The 21,308-nt window shown below is 45.2% G+C and carries 22 protein-coding genes; 9 read left to right on the top strand and 13 right to left on the bottom strand.

The features are described 5' to 3' along the window. Positions 1 to 32: 32 nt before the first annotated feature. The 10 genes from QUA97_RS21610 to QUA97_RS21565 all read right to left on the bottom strand — a co-directional run bounded on the left by QUA97_RS21610 (position 33) and on the right by QUA97_RS21565 (position 9,323). Positions 33 to 548, bottom strand: coding sequence for a transcriptional repressor (locus tag QUA97_RS21610; RefSeq protein WP_194068605.1), 516 nt, complete (start codon positions 546 to 548; stop codon positions 33 to 35). A 54-nt stretch (positions 549 to 602) separates the two neighbouring features. Next, entirely contained in the window at positions 603 to 941 is a 339-nt protein-coding gene (locus QUA97_RS21605) for a hypothetical protein (RefSeq protein WP_228050119.1), read from the bottom strand. A 90-nt stretch (positions 942 to 1,031) separates the two neighbouring features. Beyond that, positions 1,032 to 1,187, bottom strand: a complete 156-nt coding sequence (locus QUA97_RS21600) for a hypothetical protein (RefSeq protein WP_194068603.1) — start codon at positions 1,185 to 1,187, stop codon at positions 1,032 to 1,034. Positions 1,188 to 1,560: 373 nt separating this feature from the next. Next, positions 1,561 to 3,057, bottom strand: coding sequence for a chlorophyll a/b binding light-harvesting protein (locus QUA97_RS21595; protein WP_194067837.1), 1,497 nt, complete (start codon positions 3,055 to 3,057; stop codon positions 1,561 to 1,563). Between the two features lie 22 nt (positions 3,058 to 3,079). After that, entirely contained in the window at positions 3,080 to 4,150 is a 1,071-nt protein-coding gene (locus QUA97_RS21590) for a chlorophyll a/b binding light-harvesting protein (RefSeq protein ID WP_194067840.1), read from the bottom strand. Between the two features lie 548 nt (positions 4,151 to 4,698). Continuing rightward, positions 4,699 to 5,436: a response regulator transcription factor gene (locus QUA97_RS21585; RefSeq protein WP_194011399.1), complete on the bottom strand. Its 738-nt coding sequence runs from the start codon at positions 5,434 to 5,436 to the stop codon at positions 4,699 to 4,701. Positions 5,437 to 6,393: 957 nt separating this feature from the next. Then, positions 6,394 to 7,344, bottom strand: coding sequence for an FTR1 family iron permease (locus QUA97_RS21580; RefSeq protein ID WP_333195949.1), 951 nt, complete (start codon positions 7,342 to 7,344; stop codon positions 6,394 to 6,396). 327 nt (positions 7,345 to 7,671) lie between these two features. Further along, positions 7,672 to 8,106 (bottom strand): ferritin-like domain-containing protein, encoded by a 435-nt coding sequence (locus QUA97_RS21575; RefSeq protein ID WP_194067835.1) that lies wholly within the window; start codon positions 8,104 to 8,106, stop codon positions 7,672 to 7,674. Positions 8,107 to 8,331: 225 nt separating this feature from the next. After that, a complete protein-coding gene (locus QUA97_RS21570) occupies positions 8,332 to 8,979 on the bottom strand; it encodes a hypothetical protein (protein ID WP_333195946.1) in 648 nt (215 codons plus the stop codon). A 203-nt stretch (positions 8,980 to 9,182) separates the two neighbouring features. Then, positions 9,183 to 9,323, bottom strand: coding sequence for a hypothetical protein (locus QUA97_RS21565; protein WP_194067833.1), 141 nt, complete (start codon positions 9,321 to 9,323; stop codon positions 9,183 to 9,185). 463 nt (positions 9,324 to 9,786) lie between these two features. On the opposite strand from QUA97_RS21565, the gene QUA97_RS21560 reads away from it, so the two are divergent. The 5 genes from QUA97_RS21560 (at position 9,787) to QUA97_RS21540 (ending at position 14,260) form a co-directional block, all read left to right on the top strand. Further along, positions 9,787 to 10,713 carry an energy-coupling factor ABC transporter permease gene (locus QUA97_RS21560; RefSeq protein ID WP_194067832.1) on the top strand — a complete coding sequence of 309 codons (927 nt, stop codon included), beginning with the start codon at positions 9,787 to 9,789 and terminating at the stop codon, positions 10,711 to 10,713. Further along, positions 10,706 to 11,362 (top strand): energy-coupling factor transporter transmembrane component T family protein, encoded by a 657-nt coding sequence (locus QUA97_RS21555; protein ID WP_194067831.1) that lies wholly within the window; start codon positions 10,706 to 10,708, stop codon positions 11,360 to 11,362. The genes QUA97_RS21560 and QUA97_RS21555 overlap by 8 nt, the downstream gene beginning before the upstream one ends. A gap of 237 nt (positions 11,363 to 11,599) precedes the next feature. Next, positions 11,600 to 12,334, top strand: coding sequence for an energy-coupling factor ABC transporter ATP-binding protein (locus tag QUA97_RS21550; RefSeq protein WP_194067830.1), 735 nt, complete (start codon positions 11,600 to 11,602; stop codon positions 12,332 to 12,334). 288 nt (positions 12,335 to 12,622) lie between these two features. After that, a complete protein-coding gene (locus QUA97_RS21545; protein WP_333195941.1) occupies positions 12,623 to 13,627 on the top strand; it encodes a 2-hydroxyacid dehydrogenase in 1,005 nt (334 codons plus the stop codon). A 195-nt stretch (positions 13,628 to 13,822) separates the two neighbouring features. Further along, the gene (locus QUA97_RS21540) at positions 13,823 to 14,260 is read left to right on the top strand and encodes a CAAD domain-containing protein (RefSeq protein ID WP_194067828.1); all 438 of its coding nucleotides are present in this window, start codon (positions 13,823 to 13,825) and stop codon (positions 14,258 to 14,260) included. 429 nt (positions 14,261 to 14,689) lie between these two features. Here the strand turns inward: QUA97_RS21540 and aroA are convergent, their stop codons facing one another. Beyond that, complete coding sequence (aroA, locus tag QUA97_RS21535) at positions 14,690 to 16,045, bottom strand: 3-phosphoshikimate 1-carboxyvinyltransferase (RefSeq protein WP_333195939.1); 1,356 nt, start codon at positions 16,043 to 16,045, stop codon at positions 14,690 to 14,692. 536 nt (positions 16,046 to 16,581) lie between these two features. Between aroA and QUA97_RS21530 the strand changes: the two genes are divergently transcribed. After that, positions 16,582 to 17,076, top strand: coding sequence for a hypothetical protein (locus tag QUA97_RS21530; protein ID WP_333195937.1), 495 nt, complete (start codon positions 16,582 to 16,584; stop codon positions 17,074 to 17,076). A 150-nt stretch (positions 17,077 to 17,226) separates the two neighbouring features. Here the strand turns inward: QUA97_RS21530 and QUA97_RS21525 are convergent, their stop codons facing one another. Beyond that, positions 17,227 to 17,706, bottom strand: a complete 480-nt coding sequence (locus QUA97_RS21525) for a hypothetical protein (RefSeq protein WP_333195935.1) — start codon at positions 17,704 to 17,706, stop codon at positions 17,227 to 17,229. Positions 17,707 to 18,034: 328 nt separating this feature from the next. Here QUA97_RS21525 and QUA97_RS21520 point away from each other — a divergent pair, with 328 nt between their 5' ends. From QUA97_RS21520 to QUA97_RS21510, 3 genes are all read left to right on the top strand, one after another. Then, the gene (locus QUA97_RS21520; RefSeq protein WP_333195932.1) at positions 18,035 to 18,712 is read left to right on the top strand and encodes a hypothetical protein; all 678 of its coding nucleotides are present in this window, start codon (positions 18,035 to 18,037) and stop codon (positions 18,710 to 18,712) included. A 366-nt stretch (positions 18,713 to 19,078) separates the two neighbouring features. After that, on the top strand, positions 19,079 to 19,378 hold the full coding sequence (locus QUA97_RS21515) for a putative quinol monooxygenase (RefSeq protein ID WP_194067824.1): 300 nt from the start codon (positions 19,079 to 19,081) through the stop codon (positions 19,376 to 19,378). A 114-nt stretch (positions 19,379 to 19,492) separates the two neighbouring features. Next, positions 19,493 to 20,296, top strand: a complete 804-nt coding sequence (locus QUA97_RS21510) for an MOSC domain-containing protein (protein WP_194067823.1) — start codon at positions 19,493 to 19,495, stop codon at positions 20,294 to 20,296. 95 nt (positions 20,297 to 20,391) lie between these two features. Here QUA97_RS21510 and QUA97_RS21505 read toward each other — a convergent pair whose 3' ends face one another. After that, positions 20,392 to 21,261, bottom strand: a complete 870-nt coding sequence (locus QUA97_RS21505; protein ID WP_194067822.1) for a calcium-binding protein — start codon at positions 21,259 to 21,261, stop codon at positions 20,392 to 20,394. Positions 21,262 to 21,308 lie beyond the last annotated feature (47 nt).

Below are 21,308 nucleotides of genomic sequence, written 5' to 3'. Positions count from 1 at the left end.
GTGATATTACCAATTACCCAAGCGTATTTGACTCAACTCATTTCCTGCTCTAGTTCCGAATGATATCTCGGACACAACCAATTGCTCGGTAGCAAAGAAGGCCATCCCTCCCGCAGCGCTTCCAAACAAACCGCACGCACAGTTAACTGACAGTCGAGCAGTTCTACACCAGCTTTTTCAACTTGCTTTTTACCAATTTTTCCAATTGAGTCGTCGCTAAATTCAAAGGTTTTGTGACACTGAATGCAAACCAGATGGTGGTGGTGATGCAATTCCGGTAAATTCAGTTCGTAATGTTTGTGTCCTTCTGCTAATTCTAGTTCGCGCAAAATGCTAATTCTTGCTAATAAGTGCAGCGTTCTATAGACAGTAGACAAGCCTATTCGTTCTCCTTGACTTTGCAAAATATTGTATAATTCTTCTGCACTTAAATGATTGCCTTGTCGCAAATTTTGAAACACATTCAAAATTGTTTCTCGCTGGGGAGTCAGGCGACATCCTCTCTGGTTTAGTTCGACTTTGAGTGAGTTGCTGCTGTATATATTCATCACTAATTTATCCCAATAATTGTTATAATTTCCCCCTCTGTCAGGGGGAGTTTACTAGATCCTAATTCCGGTTGCTAAAGGTGGAATAGAAGGATTAATTGTCTGTTTTTCTGCATAATCTTTGTGAGCTCTAGAGCAATGTTGCTGGCAAGAATTGGCAAAACAAGTCTTTGGTTCAAAGTCTGTACAGCCGATCGCATCCTCAGTACAAGCAACGCACGGCCACACCGTACACTTGAGACGGTAGTCATTCGTAAAAAATTCGCAATTGGAACAAGGAATTTGATGCAGGCGCCGGAGTTGCTGGAATCCTTCTCGCAATGCTAGCCAAGCACTCCACAAAAACACGAGCATCAAAATACTGATACAGAAGCAGTAAATAACAACAGTCATAGGGTAATTTCTCAAAGTATACACAAATTAGAAACAGATTTAAGTCAGCAATAAAGTAGGAAAGAACTTGGTTTCTGACTTAAATCGCCTTCAGCTTCTATTCAAACGGGCGCGAGAAGCGTGCCAGATGTGACCGACAAGGGCTAATATACCCAAGAAAAATTGTGCGTTTAGGCGGGCATTACCAACCCAAAACTTAAAATTCGCTTCATCCTTTTCCAAGTCGTTAACGCTAGCAATTGTCACAGTTCTTTCCATCGTAAAATTAATATCTGGGCAACTTTTAACTCGAATATTGTTGCCCTTAGCCTTTTTTGCAGAGGTTTTTGAACTCGGCAAAGTTTGAATAAGACTTACGAATCAAGGTTCAGAAACCGGGGTTTTTACGAAAAGACGTGTGGTCATCCGTAGATTCGGTAAAAACCCAGTTTCTTTAGTGGGAGTGAGTCCAGGAGTTTTTAACTCCTACGAATCAGGTATGATTTGACAGAAATTTAGCTAGGACTTGAGAAAAAACCGGATTTCTTGAAGGCATTAGTGCCGCAAGTAGCGGACAGAAACCCGGTTATTTAGTTTTTCGCAGTGCGGAATTAATTCCGCACTACAAACCGTTTTTATTTCAGTTCACAACCCCCCGGAAGATTGCATCAATGCCAGCAAAATTGTCTAACAGCAAATAGGCGAGGAAGGCTCCGCTGGTACCGCCCATCACCAAACCGCCCCGGAATAAACTCCAATCTTCCGGCGTTTTGTGCCAGTAAAGAAATTTACCTGCTTCAATCTTCCGATTCTCGTAAATCGAAAGGCCCGTTGCCAAAATCAACACCAATGCCAGAGTTACCAGCAATGCTGCCAGAGGTGCTAAACCTTTTTCTTGTAAAGGCAGCAATACTGCAAAAGCTCCTACTAGGAAATAGCCGTGAGCCAAGCTAACTTCCAATCCCCTGACTATGGGAGACAATCCTTTGCGGTAAATCGGCAAATTCCGCAAAAAAGTTACAGTCACATCGGAAAAACTAACTGCTGTTGCTGCCGCAGGTTGAGCTTGCATCTGAGGCGATTTTTCAACCTTGTTAGCAGTTGCAGTTAGAAATTCGCCCGATCGAAAATCAAACCCCGCCGCCTTTGTGCGAACGCGCAGCGCGTGCCAGATGTGACCCGAAAGCGCCAAAATCGCTAACACAAAATGGCTTGTTGCGAGCCAAGTCCGCGAAGAAACAACCGCTGCATCCGAGCCGCTCAAACCCACAGGGCCGTAGAAAACCTCTGGATAAACAGTGTCATTTACGGTAACAAAGTAGGCGGCCAAAAAGCCCATATAAGCCAGAGCGCCCAAACTGTAAGAAAGGTAAGCTTCGCCAGACCAAAACAGCACTCGCTGGGCCCACGCAAAAGGCTTGGTGAAGATATGCCAGAAACCGCCAAGAATGCAGAGCAAGCCAACATAAATGTGACCGCCGACAACATCTTCTAAGTTGTCAACTGCTGCCATTCCTTCCGGGCCGCGCACTGGTAAAAGATAGCTAAAAATGCGGGCAGGATTCAGCGTTGGTTCGCTAATTATCCGCACGTCGGCAACGTGGGGATCGTAAAGACCGCCCCAAAATAGGGCTTTTGCCACCAACAACCAAGCACCAGTACCTAATAGCAATAGGTGAATGCCGATGATGGTTGTCATTTTGTCTTTGTCTTCCCAGTCGTAGCCGAAGGAACCAAAGAATGTTTTGTTTTGCGGCAATACTTTCGGGCCGAGCAAGGAATGGTAAAGGCCGCCGGCACCGAGAACTGCGGAACTAATTAGATGCACAACTCCGATCGCAAAATAGGGATAGGTATCAACAATTTGACCGCCTGCTCCTACTCCCAAACCCAAACTTGCCAAATGCGGCAGCAGGATTAAACCTTGGTCGTACATCGGCAACTCTGGGTTAAAGTTTGAAAGTTCAAACAGAGTCATTGCCCCGGCCCAGAGTACGATCAAACCGGCGTGAGCGACGTGAGCTCCCAAAATTCGTCCTGAAAGGTTAGTGAAGCGGGCGTTACCTGCCCACCAGCCGTACTCGTTTTCTGAGTTTTCCGGCTCTGGAATTAAATTCTGATCTGCTATTGCTTGCATTTTCGCTTTCCTCCTGATGCGGTTAACTGGCTGGACTGGCTGCAACTTTATTTCCTTCGGGCTGGATGTCTTCGCGCATTGCTTGCACGACTTTGCCTTTGCGGAAATCAAATCCTGCCGATCGCAAAGCGTGCCAGAAATGGCCTTGCAGAACGAAGAAGGCGAGCCAGAAATGGGTGTTAGCCAACCAGACGCGGGAGGTCAGCATTCCTTCGCTGTGAAAATAGGGGAACTGCTCGAAGCCAATTTTTAAAGTTGGCCCGTAGAATTCCTCTGGGTAAGCAATGGTGTTGACTGAAACAAAGTAGGCTGCGATGAAACCCATTAAGGCTAAGGCACCGAGACTGTAGGAGAGGTAAGCTTCTCCCGACCAGATGAACAGGCGTTTTGCCCAATCAAAAGGTTGAGTGCGAATGTGCCAGAGGCCGCCGGCAATGCAGAGGATTCCTACCCACATATGTCCGCCGACAACATCTTCGAGATTGTCAACAGAGGCGAGCCAATGCGTGCCACCTGCACCGAACAGGTAGCCGAAAATCACGGCGGGATTGAAAGTGGGTTCCGAAATTATCCGCACTTGCCCGATCGTGGTATCATATAAACCACCGAAATACATAGCTTTGGCCACCAACAAGAAGGCACCGACACCAAGCAAAACTAGGTGGATGCCCAAGATGGTGGTCATTTTGTCTGCGTCTTCCCATCTGTAGCCGAAGAAAGGAGTTTTTTCTTCGAGGGTGGCGGGTCCTTTGAGGGAATGAAAGATACCGCCGAAGCCGAGAAAGGCTGAGCTAATTAGGTGAATTACACCAATCTGAAAGTACGGATAAGTATCGACAATTTTGCCTCCGGCACCAACTCCAAAGCCGAGTCGGGCTAGGTTTGGCAACAGGATTAAGCCTTGTTCGTACATGGGAAATTCTGGGTTGAAACGGGAAAGCTCAAATAGGGTATAAGCTCCCGCCCAGAGGACGATGAGGCCGGCTTGGGCGACGTGGGCGCCTAGCAAACGACCGGAAAGGTTGATTAAGCGGGCGTTGCCGGCCCACCAGGGAAAGGTTTCTCCTTCGGCTGGGAAGGATTTTTTTGCCATGCTTGTCACGGGGCGATTTACCTCTTGTGAAAGATGTCAGTTGAGTTTTAAGCGCTTGCGGCTTATTGATATAGATAATCAACAATTTTAGAAGTTTCGTCAAGGGCTTTTTGATAAAGTTTTTCACTTCTTTTGGTTAAGATATGTAACTTAACGGTGTAAAGTATCGTCAAATCGAGCCTTTAACTGGTTTTCAGGCTCGATGGCAAGTTTGCCCGTGATTGGCAAAAATAAAGATTAGATCGAATTTGAAGATTTTATTGACAAATAGTATTACTAAGTCTATTGTTGTTTAAGTAGCTATCTCATCCTCTCGGAAAAGACAAGGTGGCAGAACAAATCCGGTACTTTCTTCTGGGTCAGCTTCGATCGAAGTGGGACTAAAAGACGGTGCGGGATTGTTTTTTCTCAATTAAGAGAATTAATACCAGCTAATGGCTATTTCTTGGCATATTCATCTCAAACTCCAAACCACAAAGCCTGAGAGCGTTTGCTCTCAGGCTTTTCTATCGAAATTTTTAACTGCTTGTGGAATCTGGCGCGCCCGTTCAAGCAGAGGATTTGCTTTCCTCGGCGACTTGCTCGTTGCTGGGCAATTCGAGGCAATAACCGGCCCCGTATACGGTTTTTATGTACCGAGGATGGCGGGGATCGGGTTCCATCTTGGTTCTCAGGTGTCTGATGTGTACGCGAATTGTTTCGATGTCGTCGTCTGGGTCGTAGCCCCAGACTTCTTTGAGAATTTCGCTGGGAGAGACTGTTTGACCGTGGCGCTGCAGCAAGCAGTGCAGCAACTCGAACTCTAGGTGAGTCAGTTTGACGGTATTAACGTACCAAACAGCTTCAAACCTTTCGGGGACGAGGGTCAGCGGGCCGTAATTCAGGATTTCGGAGTGTTTGGCTGCTTGGGGGATGCGGTCTGTGCGCCTCAGCAGGGCTCGCACTCGCGCTAGCATTTCTTCTAGTTCAAAGGGTTTGGTCAGGTAGTCGTCGGCGCCGGAGTTGAAGCCTTCTACTTTGTCTTGAGTTTGACTTAAGGCTGTCAACATCAAGACGGGTATGTCGGATGTGCGATCGTCCCTCCGCAAACGCTGACATACTGTGAATCCGTCTACTCTAGGCAACATCAGGTCTAGGACGATCAGATCCGGCAGCAGTTGTATTGCCAGTGCCTGACCTTTGATGCCGTCTTCTGCCTGGGTGACTTCGTAGCCAGCCATTTCTAGGTTGACGGCTACCAGTTCGGCGATCGCCGCGTCATCATCAATAACAAGTATCCGAGGCATCATCATTTATCTCACCGCTAACCAGATGGCTGAGACTACAGCATTCTGGGGGTTCCAGCTAACTTTAACGAACAATGTTTTAATCTTAAGCTTCATTAAGGATTATAAGGTTCATTAAGAACTTTGCGAATTTTGTAAATATTCTTGTACTAATTATAAGCCCTATGGAGCACCTATCAAAAAAATGTTCGCCAAAAATCCTTCTGAGGGCAGATTTTTTTACTGGCCGAGAGGTTAAATTTTGGTCGGATGCGGGCGGGTTTTGCAGGGAGTTAGCTGCGATTTGATGTGAGATTTAAGATTTCAGAGGCGATTCTGGCTTGACGGGCCGATCGATGTAACTGTATTTACAACTGTCGAAATGGGAAATGCCAATATTTTTGGTAGGAATTTGCCCTAAAGTTGAGCGGTTGAGCCTAGAAATTGATAGTGGCCGATATCTGGCGGTGCAATTCCTCAACCTTCTAATTGCTGCTGTGCGGCTTGAATGTGAATTGAAGCGAGATGTATTGGGAATAAAACTTTGCTTTCCCACTTTTGGATGCAGGTAAAATCGATGTCGGTTTGCTGTCGCATTTGTCGATCGACCTGTTTCGCGATCGAGCTTGTTTTGCCTCTATGATATCAAAAAATAGTCTGAGCTTTTGAGTTTAAGGTTTCCCACGATCGATCGCCCAAAAACTCTAAATTTTGTTAACTTTATTAAGTTGAGTTAAAAAAAATTTCTTTTTTTTTTGATGCCTAGGGCTTGCTTTTGAGGACTATTGACGGTATAATCTAATAATGGAACTATGACTATTTATAACAAAAAAACTCACTATTCCCATTATTAAATGGTATCATACAAAAGTCAAAAGATCAACCCCCAAACCTGAAAAAATTGGGCATTTTTTAATTATTTGAAAAAATAAAAATTTATTGAAGCCGCGACACAAAGGAGAAAAACTGCTAGCAAAGCTAGTTAGGCGGAGCGGGTTGAGTATTGTTGCTGGGAAGAGTAGGCTTAGAGTCTAATTTTTGGAAGTAAAGAGCGCCGATGGTGGCTAAAAATATTGTATAACCAATAGCTTGCAAAAGATAGATTCGATCTCTGTATCCAAAGAGTGCTTTGAGAATAACTCCGGGAAACTGCCGATCGGGCAAAACTCCTGCAGCATTCCACACCATAGGGCCTAAAATACAAGAGTGCAGTGCTGCGGTGCGATCGTAAAACACACAAATCCCTGCATACTTGCTATCCATCTGCGACAAAATAGCAGCAGCTTGGTCAAAATGCTTGAGTGCAGATACCGCCAAACCCGCCACAATTAACAGCAACAAAATTCCCATAAACTTGAAAAACAGGCGGATATCAATTTTGACTCCCCACTTGAACAACAGCGCCCCAATGATTGTCGCCCCAGTCAAACCGCCCAAAGCGCCTAAAGCGGGACTCAAACCCTGTTGAAATTGAGCGCTAACAAACAAAACTGTTTCAAAACCTTCGCGCAGTACCGCAATAAAAATTAAACCAAATACGCCCCAGCCGGCCTGAGTATTTTCTCTTAAAGCTGCTGTAACTGCTCCTTCAACTTCTGCTTTGAGAAACCGCGCTTGCTGAGTCATCCAAATTAGCATCCAGCTTAGCATGGCGATCGCCACAACTCCCAAGACGCCTTCTAATAGCTGTTTGATTACCGGTGCGTAAGGCTGATTAGATGTTGATAGGGCCGCGAGTAACCCATTGAATAAAACACCAACCAAACCGCTAGCAGCAATGCCGGCTGCGACACCTGCATAAACCCAGGCATTGAGGTTACTTTGCTCGGCTTTTTTCAAACAAGCGAGAACAATTCCCACGACTAAGGCTGCTTCCACGCCTTCGCGCAGGGTAATTACAAAAGTCGGTACGGCTTCGCTAAAAATCATTTTTTTATAACTGCTAATTTCTAGTTAGTTTTTAATCCTTAGTTTTTAGTAACTTTGCTTTTACCGCTGCTAGAAGATCCAATTATTGAACCGCGAAGACGCTAAGGACGCAAAGGAAGAGAAGAGAAGGATCGGCTATTTTTAAGGCGCAGCATTTCTGTTTTGCTTTTATATGATTGCTGTGCCCGCTCGCTAAATATACAACTTTTTCGAGCGGGGACAGCATTCCTAAAAAATGCTTTTTACTCTCCGAAGATATGCTCTATCTTAAGGCGGTTGGGGATTAACTAAGGACTAATGACTGAGGAATGCGCTCTATTACTTCTCTTAACTGAAATCCCTCAGCATTTTTTTCAGTTCTACTTGGTGCAGTTCTTCTTGACCGATCATGTTGCGGGCGTATTCTTCGAGATAAATGCTGGAGTCTGTCACTACTTCAAGTAAAGATTTATACTTTTTGAGGGCTGTTTTTTCGTGATTTAGACTTTCTTCCAACAAATCTTTTACCGAATGTTTGTATGTTTCTTCGATAGTCGCAATTTTTTGCGTTGGATGCCCTTCTAAGCCAGTAAGAATTTCTCCGGCTTGTTGCGCGTGGAGCAGGGATTCAGTTGCTTGTGCTTTAAAAAATTGCACGATGGGGATGCGGTTTGGACCTGTCACCATCAGTGCATAGTGGGTGTAGCGCACAACCCCTGCTAGTTCCCATTCCATGATGGTGGCTAGAAGTTCTTGGGTTTTTTTATCGTCAAGTTCTTTCATTTGTTGTGTTTGATTTAGAATGCAATGAATGACAATATTTAGGATATCATGTTTCTTGATTGAATGGATTTTTGGCAAAAAGTGTTTTTTTTAAAGGCCTAAAGCGGTAGGGTGCGATCGATCGCGCCTTACCGCTTTAGGCCTTTGACTTTTGTCCTAATTTCAAGAAAAAGTTTCCCAGCAAGGCGCGCGCCGCGCAGCTTACCGGACAGTTTTTTGTCTCAATTAGGGGTTGACTTCCAAGACTCCATTAGGAGCAAACACTACGGTAAATTTGGCTGCGGGTACTGCACCGCTGTTACTCTGAGTTTGGGAAGTCTGCTGCACAGAAGGTAGGGGAGTTTCTTGGGTGAAATCTTTGGCTGGTTGATTGAGCGGCTCGAAATTTGCGATCGCCCCATCAAGACTCGCAGTCACGCGATACACTAGATTTTGTGTGAAGGTAGGCTTAGTTTGCCAATCTGGATCGATGCGATCGTACACTTTGATAGCTAATTCATCTAGTTTAGCGCGATCGGTAATTTCTGCTATCTGATTAGTCCCATTCACCGCCTGAGTTTCTGGCTGGCCTGCTGATACAGGTACAGCTTGCACAGTCTTATCTGTACCGCTACTGGTAATAGCTGTTTCAGTAGACTGATTAGTAAAAGGCACAACATCAGGAGACTTTTCAGGCAACTTTTTTTGGCTGTCAGCAACTACCGCCGGCAGCGCACCGCTACTGGTAATAGCTGGTTGGGCGGGCTGATCAAAACTCCGAACATCTGCCGCAGTACCATCAAGATTTTTCAACTCTGGTGTCCAAGACTTGACGTAAATACCGCGAAACTTTTCTTTTTGCGCTACGCGAAACATCGCGATGGGATAAGTCACACAAAAAAGAGTGAAAACTCCCACACAAGCCCAAACTATTTTGTGCATCTCCCTGGCTGGGAGCGGCTTATTTTTTGTTTGGGCGTTGCTGATTTACGGTATGAAAGGCTAAATATGCAAGTCATAGAAACCAGAATCCACAAAATTTCTGAATTTTCAACTTATTTTTTTCATACCCTGATTAAGCAACCCTGTTGGGAAAATTACTTGATAATAATTGCATTAGTTTTTTGAATATCTTGAGAATGCCCGCAGTGGGGGACGAGCCGATCGCACTTTGCGCGATCGACTGCAGCCAAAATATTGCTGACTATATTAAGTGGCAATAATTCGAGCTTTTTCATTTTTCCAACACCCACTAATTGGGATTTGACTAGCTTTCGGGCAATTGTACTGCGACTGCGGTCAAAAAGTTAATGCAATTTATTCTCAAAAGTTGAGAATAAAACCAATTGAGAATTTTCAGTTAATTCTTTATATTTTTTTAATCTTTTGCTTGACCAACCCAAAAACGGATGTTAAATCGGGCAAGAAATATTAATAATTTTTATCAAAAAGCTGGCAGGTGCGGGCTGTAGGTATAAAATTCGATTAATTGTTAAGAATTACTTAATCTCCGATCGCCCAGGAGTGAAAATTATGGCGGTTTGTTGCCTGCATCCTTGTAACAGAAGCGATCGCCCGCCACGAATTGCCCGCTAAAGAAGAGCATCACAGCCCCGCACCAATCCCCCCATAGGGCATAGTAAAGTTTTGTAAAAAATAGTTGACTAAAGGGTTGGGAGTTCTCTTGTTTGGGATATATCGATGCACATACCTGATGGTTTTCTGTCACCGCCCGTAGCTATTGTCACCGGCGTAGCAAGTGCAGCAGTAATTGCAGTTGCCCTAAGTCGAACCCGCACCAGTCTGGGATCGCGGCAAGGCCCAATCATGGGATTAACTACAGCTTTCGTGTTTGCAGCCCAGATGATCAACTTTCCCGTAGCCGGCGGCACCAGCGGGCACTTGTTGGGAGGGGCGCTGGCATCCGTGGTTTTGGGGAGCCCTTGGGCGGCAACTTTGGCGATGAGCACGGTTTTTATCATTCAAAGCGTCTTGTTTGCCGACGGGGGCATCACCGCCTTGGGTGCGAATATTTTTAACATGGGGCTAGTGGGCATTTGGGTTGGCTGGTGGCTGTTGCAGCCGTTGCAGCAACTCTTGGGAGGTTCCAGAAATCGCTTGCCCCTAGCTGCGGGTATTGCCGCCGCCCTCAGCGTCGTTGCTGCTTCTATTTGTGTGGCGATCGAACTAGCAATTTCTGGTACAGTACCGCTGAATATCGCATTACCCGCAATGGTAGGCGTACATATTTTAATTGGCATTGGCGAAGGGATAATTACAGGCGGAGTTTTAACTTATCTCATCAAAGTTCGGCCGGATTTATTACCGGGAGAACAGCCACAATTGCAGAAATGGGTAGCGCCAGTAGTAGGGGTTTTATTAATTTCGGGCTTGCTTTCGCTGTTCGCTTCAAGTTGGCCCGATGGGTTAGAAGCTGTAGCGGAAAAATACGGTTTTAAAGATAAAGAAGCTGTGGCGATCGAAAATCCTACTCCCTTCGCAGATTACACAGTTAAAGGATTAGAAGAACAGCCGATTGGTACCAGCATTGCTGGAGTTGTGGGATCTGCAATCTGCTTCGGCGCTGCCTTTGGTATTGCTCAATTGGTCAAACCGAAAGATGCTTAAACTCTCGATACCTTTTCGATTGCGGTTATCTCTGATAATTGTAGTCGGCATTGGTTTTATGAAGACTGGCGCTTGGCTGTGGCTGGGGATTTATGGGGCGATCGCACTTTTTTGGTCGTTGTGGCTGAGAGCACCGCTGCGAACCCTATTACAACTGTTAGGAGCAGAATTAATTTTTCTGTCATTGTTAGTATTGCCGCAAAGTTGGGAACGCGCTAGTTTTCTATTGCTGCGTTCCCTAATTTGCCTGCTAATTATGAACAGTTTTCTGCTAACTTTGCCGCCCCACAGTTTCGGAATCGCCCTCAAAGGATTACCCCTACCAGCAGGTTTGCAAGAAATAGTTCTTTTAGCAGGACAATACTTAGAAATCTTGCTAGCCGAAGTCAACCGCATGAAAAGATCCGCGCAACTCCGAGGCTTATCCGGTACGGGAGGATGGCTGCGCTACGCCAGTGCTTCCATGATCGGAGCACTTTATTTGCGAAGTCTCGATCGCGCAGAAAGAGTACACGCAGCCATGCTAATTCGCGGCTATCAAGGAAGTTTGCCCACCGACTCAAAATCAACACCAAAACAGCGACTGTGGCTGACACTCGCGATTTTAACCGCAGCGGGATTAACAATAGCTTCTTACGGTAATTGGTAATTAGTCATTAGTCATTAGTCATTGGTCATTAGTCATTGGTCATTAGTCATTAGTCATTGGTCATTAGTCATTGGTCATTGGTCATTAGTCATTGGTCATTGGTCATTAGTCATTAGTCATCAGTCATTAGTTGTTGTTGATTTAAATGTTTTTTTACTCCCCCCTTCTCCCCTCTCTGCGTTCTCTGCGCCCTCTGCGGTTAAAAACTCTTAATCATAAAATCGAGGTAAATAAAAATTGACTAATCTCAAATCACCGCCAACCATTGAAGTGCAAGACCTAGTATTCAGCTATCCCCAACAAAAGCCAGTATTGCGGGGAATTTCCTTTAGTTTGCAACCAGGGGAAAGAGTAGGCTTAATGGGTTTAACAGGAGCTGGAAAAAGCACCTTACTCGAAAACTTGATCGGCTTAAAAATGCCTCAATCCGGCGAAATTAGAGTGCAGGGAATCAAGCTGGAACAGGCGACTTTATCGCAAGCGCGGAAGCAAATAGGATTTTGTTTTCAAGATGCTAACGACCAGCTATTTATGCCGACTATTTTAGAGGATGTGATGTTCGGGCCGCGCAATTATGGAGTGTCGCCTGGGGAAGCGCGCGATCGAGCTTTAGATTTATTAGACGAATTCGGTTTAGTCGAATTTGCCAACCGTTCGGCCCACGAACTTTCCGGGGGTCAAAGAAGGTTAGCAGCCTTGGCAGCAATTTTAGCATTAAAGCCTGCAATTTTAATCTTAGACGAGCCGACTAACGGACTAGACCCCTCGTGGCGCAGGCGTTTGGCTAAAGTTTTGTCGCAATTGCCGATCGAGGTAATTTTAATCGCGTCCCATGATTTGAATTGGATCGGAAAAACGACTCAAAGGGCGTTAATTTTGGCGGATGGTGAGATTAAAATTGACAGAGAAACTGAAGATTTGCTAAAAGACCAATCAACTCTTGAAAGTTATAATTTGCCGCCCGATTGGTAATCGGTCATTAGTTTGTAGGGTGCTACAACCTCAGACTGTAAATTGCGAGATCAAAGGAGGCAGAGTCTCCGGCTCTGCATTACCAGGCTCTTCCTGGTAAGGAGCAATTGCTTAAGTAATTAAATTTTCATTCTTAATGCCAAAAATTAGCTTGTTTTATAGAGGCTTTCGTTGGGAAACTACAAATTTCTCAGGGAAATTGTTTTTTTGGACTAGGGAGTTTTGGTTAGAAAATAGAGTTAATCTGGAAAGAATTGCTAACTATTACTGAATTTGCAGGCAAAAATCATGAAGGTAGCTGTATTCAGCACGAAATCTTACGATCGCACTTTTTTGGAAGCAGCCAACAGCGGCAAACACGAGTTGGTGTTTTTTGAACCGCGCCTGAACCTGGAAACGAGCGTGTTAACTGCGGGATTTCCGGCCGTCTGCGCCTTCGTTAACGACTGTTTGGACGCTCCAACGCTCCGGGCGATCGCCCAAAATGGCGTGCGCTTGCTGGCGCTGCGATCGGCCGGATTCAATCACGTCGATTTAGCAGCAGCCCGCGATTTAGACTTAACTCTGCTGCGAGTTCCCGCTTATTCTCCCTACGCAGTCGCCGAACACGCAGTCGCCATGATTTTGTCCCTCAACCGCAAAATCCACCGCGCCTACAACCGCGTCCGCGAAGGCAATTTCGCCCTAGACGGCTTGTTGGGTTTTGACCTCCACGGTAAAACGGTGGGAATTGTCGGTACTGGCAAAATTGGCGCGCTTACTGCCAAAATTCTGCACGGATTCGGCTGTCGCCTCCTGGGATACGATGTTTTTCACAACCCGGATTGTCTGGCCCTGGGGATGGAATATGTGGCGCTGGCCCAACTGTTCGCTAACTCGGATATTGTCAGCCTCCACTGTCCGCTGATCCCGGAAACTTACCATTTGATCGATGCAGGGGCGATCGAGCAAATGAAGCCGGGGATAATGCTGATCAATACTAGCCGCGGTCAGTTGATTGACACTAAAGCTGTCACCAAAGGGCTGAAATCTGGTAAAATTGGCTACCTCGGCTTGGATGTGTACGAACAAGAGACGGATTTGTTTTTTGAGGATTTGTCGGATCTGGTGATTCAAGACGACGTATTTCAGCGCTTGCTGACTTTCCCGAACGTCCTGATTACCGGACATCAAGCTTTTTTCACTCAGGAGGCTTTGCAAAATATCGCCGAAACCACGAGCGGCAATATCACCGATTTTGAACAAGGGCGTACTTGTCCCAATCAAATCGACCTCAGTGAATTAAAAAAATGAGTCAAAAGAGCGATTTTGCAGCGACGGCAATTGTTTAAAATCAATTGATATGTTTGTTTTGCTTGCAATTTGTGAAAGTCTGGCTTAATCTCATCAATTAGTCCCGGCTGCCAGAATGCTGTGCTAAATGCCGGATAATTACACTGGCGGCAACTCAAAGCCTGCAATTTTACTTGACACCGGAGGAAGTATCAAATGACACAAGCTAACTTTTCTGACGACACACAAACGATGACTGAAGTCGTCACAGTAGACCTGGTGGCTGACCAACCCGGGGTCATCACTACAGTGACAACTACAGAAACACCGACAAGCCAGTTCCAAGATATTAAAGACCAAGTTCTCACAATTTTGTCGGAACTTCCAGTTTATCTGTCCAATTTTTTTACTGAATACCAAAAGCCTCTGGTCACAGTGGGTTTAATCCTGGCAGGCGGTGTTAGTCTTAAGGTAATGCTGGGAGTTTTAGCGGCTCTTAATGATGTCCCTTTGGTAGCTCCAGTTTTTGAGTTAATTGGCATGGGATATACGGGTTGGTTTGTTTACCGCTATCTCCTCAAGGCTTCTACTCGTCAAGAGTTATTAACGGAAGTTGATTCTTTTAAAGAACAAGTTGTAGGCAAAAATTCTTAGAGGAAGTCATTAGTCATTAGTGATTAGTCATTAGTCATTAGTGATTAGTCATTAGTAATACCAAATTCGGGTTTGGGATACCTACCCTTTATCAACGAGTCGGCGCAGGCCGACATCGTTTTTGTAGATGCAGTTTCAACCGCCGAATCATCCAGGGGTATGTTACCCGAATTTGGTATCAGTGGTTATTGGTCATCAGTTATTGGTGATTAGTTATTGGTTATTTGTGATTAGTTATTGGTTATTGGTTATTGGTTATTGGTTAGCAGTTAATGGTTATTTGTGAGGCTATACCAATAACCGATAACAAGTAACAAATAACAAATAACAAATAACAAATAACCGATAACAAATAACAAATAACCAATAACCAATCCCTCCGCTTCGCTCCGCCCAATTCCTCCGCTTCGCTCCGCCCAATTCCCAATCTTAATTTGGATGGCAAAGTTGTTGTAAAGTGGCGGTAAAATCGGGGTAGGAAATGGCAGCAGCTTCGGCCCGGTGAATGTTAGTAATACCTGTGGCGTTGAGCGCTGCGATCGCCAAACTCATCGCTATTCTGTGGTCGGTGTAGCTGTCAACATCCGCGCCAGTTAAAGGAGTTCCGCCGGTAATTTCCAAGCCGTCGGGTAACTCAGTAATTTGGGCTCCCATGCGGTTGAGTTCCACAGCAGTCACGGCCAGCCGATCGCTCTCTTTGACTCGCAACTCTGCCGCATCTCGAATTATTGTAGTACCAGACGCAAAAGCTGCCGCAACTGCCAAAATGGGGATTTCGTCAATCAATCGGGGAATTAAGTCGCCAGCAATGGTGCATCCCCGTAACTTACTGGAATAGCGAACCAAAATATCCGCTACCGGTTCGCCAGCCGCCTCTCGCTGATTTTGCAGTTCAATGTCAGCGCCCATCATTTCCAAAGCTTCCAAAATACCCGTGCGAGTTGGGTTGACTCCGACATTTTCGACTACGAGTTCGGAACCAGGGACGATCGCCCCAGCCACCAGCCAAAATGCCGCCGAACTAATATCTCCCGGTACAATCACATTCTGCCCTTGTAGTTGCGCGGGCCCAGTGACTGTAACGCTGCAAGTTTCTGGATCGACGCTCAATTTTGCTCCGAAGGCCCGCAGCATCCGCTCGCTGTGATCCCGCGACAGAGCGGGTTCTGTGACTGTAGTTTCTCCCTCGGCCATCAAACCGGCCAGCAAAATGCAGGATTTAACTTGAGCTGAGGCGATCGGCGAATGGTAGTGAATCGGTTTTAACTGCTGTCCGAGTATCGCTAAGGGAGCTAAAGAACTGCTTTTTCTACCCCAAATTTGCGCTCCCATTTGTTGCAGCGGTTTAATGACGCGCGACATGGGGCGCGATCGCAAAGAACTGTCACCAGTTACCGCAAAAAAACGCCCTGGATGAGACGCTAAAATTCCCAACATCAACCGCATCGTCGTGCCGGAATTACCCGCGTCCAAGACTTCGAGAGGCTCCTTTAACTCGCCAATTCCGACACCACGGACGCTCACCCGTTTTGCGTTAAGTTCCGAAACCGAGGCTCCCAACAGCGAGAAACATTTAGCCGTACTGCGGGGGTCTTCTCCTAGCAGCAGTCCCTCAATAGTCGTTTCACCGCTGGCGATCGCGCCCAACATCAAAGCTCTGTGAGAAATCGACTTATCGCCCGGAACTCGAATCCGACCTCGCAGCGACAAGCCCGAGGCCGGTTTTTGAATGCTTAAAGTTTGACTTTCGCCTAGAAGCGAAGTAGTTATAATATCAGCTTGCATTGAGATAAACTAGGATGGGACAGCGTTAGCTATCCTACCCTTTTCTCAGTCCTAAGTCATACCATTTTAGATTTTAGATTCTTCGACTTCGCGAGCCAACAAGTTTGAGATTTTAGAATGGGGAATGATATACCGCATAGGGCTTTGGAACAGGGGCTACCCAATTTCATTATTTTGTGAAACTGGTATCAGTCACGGGGGACAGCAGATGCAACTGTACAGATTTTATCTTGATTTTACAAAAACCATCCGTATATTTGCTCATATTTCACTTGTTGCACTCAGTTATTGAACAGATGATTGAATTTTGACTGAACAATTTTAGATTTTCGATTGCTAGTTGTAGATTTTTGATTTTTTTCAGCAAAATCTCCGGAATTTAGAATCCAACCAATCTAAACTCTAAAGTATAAAATTTCAAACTTGTACGCTCGCAACTTGTGAGCCAGCGTCTTAACCCCTCAAGTCGAAGGGAGCCGAAGCAAGCCGCAGTATCTCAAACTACCCGATCCACAATAACTCCTACACTTTTATTTATGCTGACGCATCACCGCAAGCCTGTAAGTTTATCGCTGGTATCCACAGATTTACCTTTGTGGTCATTCGTTGAAACCGCTGGTACGCTTTATCAAAAAGACCGCGATCGCTTTCACTTGTTGCTACACGAACCGGCAATAGTCGATCGCCAATTTTCCGACGAATCTGGCGAGGAAGTTGCTATCTTACCAACAAGCACAAAACCCCGGTTGCTGTGGCTAGAAGTTTCGCCCTATCGAGTCATTATGACCATGCAAGGAAACGGCAAATACAGTTACCGCCACTGCTGGGAACGGGGAATGTACGGGCTTAGCCGTTACTGGCTTCAGGGCGAATCGCTGGCGACTCCCGAACAGTTGCGCCTCCGCAACTTCACTCGCAACTTGACGCTGACAGGAAAGCCGGAACCGGGACACTTGCGGTTAGAATATGAGTTGTGGTCGGAAAAAGTACAACTCGGTCGCTATATTTTGAATCTAGAAATTCATCATTAAATTTGGTAATTAGTCATTAGTCATTAGTCATCAGTCATTAGTCATTAGTCATTAGTCATCAGTCATCAGTCATTAAGTAGGCGATCGCAAAAACAATCACATCTTGCAGGGTATTATAATTGATGTTCTGATTTTTTTACAATTACCTATTTAGCGATCGCTCTTACAATATTGAATCAGTTTGCCACTCAAAGCGTCTAGATTTTCCGCTGCTTGATTCGCCTGCTGTCCGTATCGGAGAATATTTGCGCTAGCTGTTTTGATTTGCTCTCGACCTTTTATACTGGTAGAAGCCTGATTTGCAGTCTCAAGAGCTTTGGCTATGTCGCCTAGTGCTTGACCCATTTCCCGGAAGGATTTAACCGATGGGCCTTGAATCTCTTTGAGGGTGGGATCTGTGACTTCCAAAGCCTCAAGTTGTTTCGCTGTCTGGTTCAAATCTTTAGCTAAGTTCTTGCTAGTTACAGCATCGTAGCTGCCTTTCTTAAGATCGATGAGAGCCTTGCCTTTGGTGACAATTTCTGTAAACTTAGTACACTGGACAGTTCGGTTCTCGCCGCAACTAATAGTCAGGGTACAGCAAGCAACAACTAGAGACAGGATGGCAATCTGTTTGCGAAAAAAGTACATGAATCCTCGGTTATAAAAAAAAGTAGATTCTGGGATTTTATAGTATAGTGGAGAGTTTCGATTTTGGATACTTCGATTTTCTTCGACTTCGCCATAGGCTAAGTCGTCGTAGAAGTTTGAGATAGAAAAATTGACTCAGCTAGATTAATCAAAAAAGTTGGAAATTGGGTCTAAAATTAGGATTGTTCACTTAGGAGTGTGGGGGTTTTATCCGTTTTTAGGCAGATAGCGATTAGCGGATTTAGACAGCGATATATCTAGTGTCGAAAAACCAGACGGCTTTCAGACAAGCACGGCGTTAGCGAAAGTACATACCTGTTCAGGAACTATGGTCAAAAACAGCAATAACCTACAGAAGGGCAGCATTTGGGGATATCTTACCCTACTTTTGCCTATTTGCTTGACGGCGGTTGCCAGTTTCGAGTCGGGAACGATGTTTTGGGCGATCGCCACCACAGCGGGCATTGCTTGGGCTTACAAGTTTTACCAGCAGCAGCAAAAACATAAACTCGCTCATTTAGACTCGGTTTTCTACAAGTTGATCAAGGAAAATCAAGGGCGAGTTACGGCTTTGGATTTGGCGATGAATGCGAAACTCCCAGGATCAAAGGTTCAAGAATATCTTGACAAACGGGCCTATGAGTTTGCCGCCGATTTTGAAGTGACGGAACAAGGAGGAATTTTGTATTATTTTCAAATAGCTCCAAATGTCAATCAAAGCGCCACACCTAACGCGGCAATAGCTGTTAAAGAGCATCCCACAAATGGGGAACAAGCACAAGAAAAAAAAACTAATTTATTTCCGATAGCTCAAACCAAGACTCCTCAAAAGCCGAAAATCTCTTTTACCCAGACGGAACTTTCCCGTCGGTTCAAAGTTCACGCCACTACGATCGGCAAATGGAAAGTTAAACCGGAGTTTGCTGAGTGGAGCCGCGAAAAAGACCCGGAGAATCTCGCCTGGGAATATTCTACAGCAAACAAACGATTCTATCCCAAAGATTGAGAAGAAGGAAGAGGGAAGAAGTCATTAGTCATTAGTCATTAGTCATTAGTCATTAGTCATCTTGTCCGAAGAGCGAAGTCGAAGGGTAGTTGTTAGTGCTGTCCCCCCCCCGAACTTTCCGTCCAACGTCATCAGGAAGAAGGAAGAATATACCAAGAAAGCCGGTTTATACGAGGTTTTGCGGTTGGTAACGAAGAATTTTGGAATCAACCGGGTTTCTGAGACTTGAGCGCGTCCTGGAAAGATTATGCTGGCTGTTGACCGATCGACCTCTTTGAGTTATTTTTAGTAAAATCGTGTTTTGTTGAGTTTGCCCGATCGACATCGGTAAATTCGATCGCCATAACAGCTTGTTTTTTTTACCCTATGTCCAAACCAACCTTGCGAGTAGTCGCCCGTCTCACAGCCTTTCCCGACAAAGTAGCAGAACTTAAATCTCTGCTGCTGAGCATTATCGAGCCAACTCGCCAAGAACAAGGCTGCATCAAATACGAATTATTGCAAAATCAAGCCGATCCTACAGATTTCACCTTTGTTGAAGAGTGGGAAAGTGCAGCTTTGCTAGAACAACATCTCGCTTCAAATCACCTTCAAGCCGCCGTGCAGAAATTAGAAGGTTTGGCCGTTGCACCTCCCGATATTCGCCGCTATGAATTACTAGCTTAATCGGCTTTTTATAGCAATTTTATTAATGTTTTTGAATTAGCTTGTACCCCCTAGCACCCCTTAGTAAGGGGGGACAAGAATTCAGTTGAAATAGAAGCGCGGCTAAACAAAAATATGACAGTAGCAACAATAAAACAGTTATTCATTTACCCCATTAAAGGGCTGACACCGCAAGAAATGTCGGGGTTTGCTTTAACAGCAGGACATGGAATTAAGGGCGATCGCACTTTTGCTCTAATGTTTGCCGACAATCCTGAATTGGCACAAATGCCCGCCGAAAACGTACCTTGGAAGAGCAAAAAATCTTTTGCAGTTCAAAACGATTGGCCGTATTTAGCAGCTTTAGAATGCGATTATCAAGCGGAAACGACCATTTTAACAGTCCAGCGTCAAGGAGTTGCAGTGTTGTCAGCAGCGACGAACACAGCAGCGGGGCGCGATCGCATCAGCAGCTTTTTTAGCGAATATCTGGCGGAAATGCAGCCAACAAAAGAAGCGAGACACCCGCAGTTTGCACCTTTGCGCTTAGTCGGCGACAGCAGCGGCTTAACTCGTTATCCCGATCGAGAACCGGTACACATTTCTCTCCTCGCCCAAGCCACCCTAGACAAATTAACCGAAAAGGCAAACCAACAGATAGACGTGCGCCGATTTCGCCCGAACATTGTGCTAGAAGGTATTTCAGCGTGGTCGGAATTTGACTGGATCGGAAAACAGTTTCAATTAGGTACAGCTTTAATCGAAGTGACAGCACGAATCAATCGCTGTGTCAACATAGAAGTAAATCCAGAAACGGGCGATCGGGATATTCCCCTACTGAGTTTACTCAAACAAGAATTCGGTCACGCACAAACCGGAGTTTTAGCCAAAATCATCAACAGCGGCACAGTTAAAATCGGCGATAGTTTAAATTTATAATTCGTTCGTAATGAGGATTAAAGTCATTCTTCGTTAGTAATGAGGACTTTAGTCATTCTTGGATGCGGACTAAAATCCTCACTACAAACCTCATATTATCCTTCCTCAGAAATCCTCACCTTATTACCGATCAACTTGAGAAAACTCGCCCCAAAATGTTGAATTTCCAAAAAATTAGCATAAGTAGGAGTTGACTTATAAATCCTAAAAGTCCGCATAATTCCCAAAGTCGCCGCACTTTCCAGCGGGCCAATAAAGCTAGTATCCCTATCCAAAAAATGAGACTGCTTAGCCCAGTAAGCCATCTGTTCCGCATTCAAAAAATAGCAACCAGAATGAGGATTTAAAGCCCGTTCAAAAGAAATTGGCTGTTCCATAATTTTCCCCATTAACTGCGGCTGTTCCTCCACATTTTGAAACTTAGCAGTAACTCCTGCCGCTAAATCCCCATCAATATATGCTTTAAAAACAGCCCCTTGAGGCGATATTTCATAGCGATTAGGCTGAAGCAAATTTCCATTTCCGCCGTGATGTGTAAACCAATTTAATTTGCTAAAAAGCCAAGAATCGTGCAGAATCAAATCATCTTCTAAGTAACAGAAATAATCGTATTTGTCAAGACACGCTCGCAAAACTGCTTGACACTCAAACCCCAAAAGTAGCGGTTCGCATTTTGTAGCGTGGTGCATAAAGGACCTAGGCTGTACCGGCAGTTGAGCCAACAAATGATAGCCTTGAGTAGTGCAAACAACAATATCAATTTCGTGTTTTTGAGCTTGATTGGCTGGAATAGTTGCACATTCCCGAATATCAATCATCGACTGAGATTGACCGTACAAAGCTTGTAGCGATGTCACGCAAGCGGTTAAAGCATTCAGTCTCGGTTGCGGGTCGTTTCGCTGGGAAGCGTGTTTCCCGTCGCCGCTGGGATTGTAAAAGTGAGCAATAGTGAAGAGAATTCGCATTGGTGTGGAGGAGAGGGGGAGATTGGGAGAGGGGGAGATTGGGAGAG

It is taken from the genome of Microcoleus sp. CZ3-B2, assembly GCF_036705055.1.
Taxonomy (GTDB): domain Bacteria; phylum Cyanobacteriota; class Cyanobacteriia; order Cyanobacteriales; family Microcoleaceae; genus Microcoleus.
The sequence above is the reverse complement of the archived record's forward strand: the minus strand, read 5'-3'. Positions and strand labels throughout refer to the sequence as shown.